General features: G+C 70.0%; 4 protein-coding genes. 3 read left to right on the plus strand and 1 reads right to left on the minus strand.

The features are described 5' to 3' along the window. Positions 1-56 precede the first annotated feature (56 nt). The 3 genes from QMX80_RS18710 (at position 57) to QMX80_RS18720 (ending at position 2,956) form a co-directional block, all read left to right on the plus strand. On the plus strand, positions 57-806 hold the full coding sequence (locus tag QMX80_RS18710) for an HAD family hydrolase (RefSeq protein ID WP_282278684.1): 750 nt from the start codon (positions 57-59) through the stop codon (positions 804-806). A gap of 98 nt (positions 807-904) precedes the next feature. Next, complete coding sequence (locus QMX80_RS18715; RefSeq protein WP_282278687.1) at positions 905-1,384, plus strand: hypothetical protein; 480 nt, start codon at positions 905-907, stop codon at positions 1,382-1,384. 207 nt (positions 1,385-1,591) lie between these two features. Continuing rightward, positions 1,592-2,956 carry a VOC family protein gene (locus tag QMX80_RS18720; protein ID WP_282278688.1) on the plus strand — a complete coding sequence of 455 codons (1,365 nt, stop codon included), beginning with the start codon at positions 1,592-1,594 and terminating at the stop codon, positions 2,954-2,956. A 220-nt stretch (positions 2,957-3,176) separates the two neighbouring features. Here QMX80_RS18720 and QMX80_RS18725 read toward each other — a convergent pair. After that, positions 3,177-3,909: FtsX-like permease family protein (locus QMX80_RS18725; RefSeq protein ID WP_282278690.1), on the minus strand; the 733-nt coding region annotated here is incomplete at its 5' end.

Consider the following 3,909-nt stretch of genomic DNA (forward strand, 5'->3'; position numbering starts at 1 on the left):
GCCCGTAGGCCGCTCTTCCATGTCCGCCGCACGAGGCGGTTGCTATCCTGTGGCGCATGACTTCTCCCTCTCCCGAAAACGCACATTCCCCCTCCATCGGCCTGGTCGGCTTCGACGGCGACGACACGCTCTGGAAGAGCGAGGATTATTACCGCCAGGCCGAGCAGGATTTCGAATCAGTCCTCGGTCACTACATCGACCTGCACGATGCCGGCACCGCGCAGCATCTGCTCAAGGTGGAGCGGCGCAACCTGGCGGTGTTCGGCTACGGCGCCAAGGGCATGACCCTGTCGATGATCGAAGCCGCCATCGAACTGACCGACGAACGCATCTCCGCCGCGCACCTGCGCCAGATCGTGGAGATCGGCCGGCGCACCCTGCAGCATCCGGTCGACGTGATCGACGGCGTGCGCGAGGCGGTGACCGCCATCGCCGCGCGCTGGCCGGTGGTGCTGATCACCAAGGGCGATCTGTTCCACCAGGAGCAGAAGATCGAACGCTCCGGGTTGCGCGACCTGTTCCCGCGCATCGAGATCGTCTCGGAGAAGGACCCGTCCACCTACGCGCGGGTGCTGGCCGAATTCGACCTGCCCGCCGACCGCTTCGTGATGGTCGGCAACTCGCTGCGCTCGGACATCGAGCCGGTTCTGGCGCTCGGTGGCTGGGGCGTGCACACCCCGTATGCGGTCACCTGGGCGCACGAGGCCGAACACGGCGTCTCCAGCGACGAGCCGCGCCTGCGCCTGGCCGATACCGCCTGGCAGTGGCCGGACGCGGTGGCGGCGATTGAAGCCGGGAACCAGTGATGGGCAGCGGGGGGCGGGCAAAGGCAAGGGCGAAGTGGCTGCGCTGCTGCTTTTCTTTCCTCCTCGTCCCTCTCCACGCGTTCCTCGCCCTTTCCGCTGTGGCATGGGCACAGGAGCCCGCCGCCCCTCCCGCCGCTGCCGCCTATGAGCCGGGCACCGGCGATGCCTGGCTCGACCGGCAGCTGGCCGACGTCAACCTGTACGCGGCGCGCTATCCCGACGCCTTCATCGACGAAGTGGTGCGTTACGGCGGCGCGCGGCGCGGTTATGTCGAGGCGCTGATGCAGCAGCACGGCTGGGCGGCCGGAGACATCTGGTTCGCCTGTTTCTGGGGCCAGGCCATCGACGCCGGTTGCCGCGAACCGGTGCAGGCCCGCACCCGGCACCCGGGCGAGGGCTGGAAGGCCGTGGTGGAAAGCCTGCCGGTGGCGCCGCACAACCTGCACTGGCGCGCGGTGCGCCACGCGCTGGTCGCCAGCTACGATCACTGGGACCGGCCGGTCCGGCTGGACGCGCTGTTGCAGCGTCAGCTCGGCGATCGCGCGCAGCGCGACGCAGCGGCCCGCGAGCGCGATTGAGCGGCCGATCCGCGGCCCAGCCGCGGAAGCGGGACGCGCGGCCACCGCCGTTGCGTGCAGAAGTACGGGGCCGCGGAGCGCCGGCTCCGGCCATGGCTCCGTTCCTCCTCGCGGTGGAGGACGGAAGTAACGAATGCAATGGATGACCCCATGGCCCCATCCGGGCGAAAATGGCGGCTTTCCCCCTGCCACGCCGTGCGCCCCGCCATGAACGCCGACCGTTTCGTTTCCGCCGACCAAATCCGCAGCCTGTTCTCGCAGGCGATGTCGCACATGTACCGCACCGAAGTGCCGTTGTACGGCACCCTCGTGGAACTGGTGGGCGAGGTCAACGCCGGCGTGCTGGCCGCCCAGCCGGAACTGGCCGCGCAGATGGAGCGCAGCGGCGAGCGCGAGCGCCTGGACGTGGAACGCCATGGCGCGATCCGCGTCGGCACCGCGCAGGAGCTGTCCACGCTGCGGCGTCTGTTCGCGGTGATGGGCATGCAGCCGGTGGGGTACTACGACCTGTCGGTGGCCGGCGTGCCGGTGCATTCCACCGCGTTCCGCCCGGTCGATGGCGAATCGTTGAACCGCAATCCGTTCCGCGTGTTCACCTCGCTGCTGCGGTTGGAGCTGATCGAAGACGAAGCGCTGCGCGCGCAGGCCGCGGACATCCTGTCGCGCCGCGATATCTTCACCCCGGGCGTGCTGCAGCTGATCGAACAGTGCGAACGCGACGGCGGCCTGTCCGATGGGGACGCCTGGCGCTTCGTGGTCGAGGCGCTGGAGACCTTCCGCTGGCACAACGAGGCCACCGTGTCGCTGGCCACCTACCACGCGCTGCACGGCGCGCACCGGCTGGTGGCCGACGTGGTCAGTTTCCGCGGCCCGCATATCAACCACCTGACCCCGCGCACGCTCGACATCGATGCCGCGCAGGCGTCGATGCATGCGCGCGGCCTGGCTGCCAAGGCGGTGATCGAAGGCCCGCCGCGCCGCGCCTGCCCGATCCTGCTGCGCCAGACCAGCTTCAAGGCGCTGGAGGAACTGGTGCATTTCCCCTCGGGCGAAGACAACGCCGCCGGCACGCACACGGCGCGCTTCGGCGAGATCGAGCAGCGCGGCCTGGCCCTGACCCCGAAGGGCCGCGCGCTGTACGACACCCTGCTGGCGCAGGCGCGCGACAACGGCGGTGCGGGCAGCACCGGCGGCGACTACGCACAGCGCCTGCAGGCTGCGTTCGCCGGCTTCCCCGACGACCACGCCACCCTGCGCCGCGAAGGCCTGGGGTATTACCGCTACGTACTGACCGACGCCGGCCGCATCACGCCGGCGGCCGAGCGCGCTTTGCCGGCCGAGGTGTTGATCGAGCGTGGGTTGGCCAGCGCCGAACCCATCATCTACGAGGACTTCCTGCCGGTCAGTGCGGCGGGCATCTTCCAGTCCAACCTCGGCGGCGAGGAGCAGCGCGCCTATGCGGCGCGCGCCAACCGCGATGCGTTCGAGCAGGCGCTGGGGGCGACGGTGGCGGATGAGTTCGCGATCTACGAGCGCCTGCAGGCGGAGTCGCTGGCGCAGTTGGCGGCCTGATCCGCATGTAGGGCGAGCCCGGCGCCCGCGGCGCGTAGCAGCGGGGCTTGCCGCGCCGGCTCCTGCTGTTGTCTTGGCTTTTGCTCTTCTGGAGACCCCTTCCGTCGCTGCGGAAGGGAGCCCGGAGGGCAACAGCCAACAGCAACAGCCCAATCACGGCAACGGTCGGTGCGCGTGTCGTACCGCTGCCGCAAGCGACCAGCCGTGCGGCTGGCTGTCCTTATTCCTGCCGCAACGCCGCGATCGGATCCAGCTGCGCAGCCTGGCGTGCCGGATAGACGCCGAAGGCCAGGCCGACCAGGGCGCAGAATCCAGCCGAGAGCAGCACCGGCAGCAGCGCCCAGGCCACCTGCCAGCCGGCGAAGGCGGCGATCAGGTAGGCCAGTGCCGCGCCGAACAGCAGGCCCAGCAGCGCGCCGGCAATGCAGATCACGCTGGCCTCGCGCAGGAACTGCGCCACCACGTCGTTGCGGCGCGCGCCGAGCGCGCGCAGCAGGCCGATCTCGCGCCGCCGCTCCAGCACGTTGGCGAGCATGATGTTCATGATGCCGATGCCGCCGACCAGCAGGCTGACGCCGGCGATGGCGCCCATCACCACCTGGAAGATGCGTTGCGTCTTCTGGTGCTGCTGGAACAACTGCTGCGGCACCACCAGCTGGTAGTCGGCGACGCCGGCATGGCGCTGGTCGAGCACCGCCGACAGCACGCCGGCGCCGGCGGCCAGTTTGTCGGGCGTGTCCAGGCGCAGCAGGAAACGGTCGATGGGCTCTTCGCGCGGCTGGAAACGGAAGCGCGCCTGCGCGCTGGCCAGCGGCACGAATACCCGGTTGCTTTCCGAACCGAGCTGCACGCCTTCGAAATCGCGCTTGCCCAGGTCGCGGGGGGGGGGCCCCCCCCCCCCCTCCCCCCCGCCAAGCTTGGCCTTGAGCCGGGGGCGGATTAAACACAGAAGC

This window comes from Stenotrophomonas sp. PS02297 (assembly GCF_029959705.1).
Lineage (GTDB): Bacteria > Pseudomonadota > Gammaproteobacteria > Xanthomonadales > Xanthomonadaceae > Stenotrophomonas > Stenotrophomonas nitritireducens.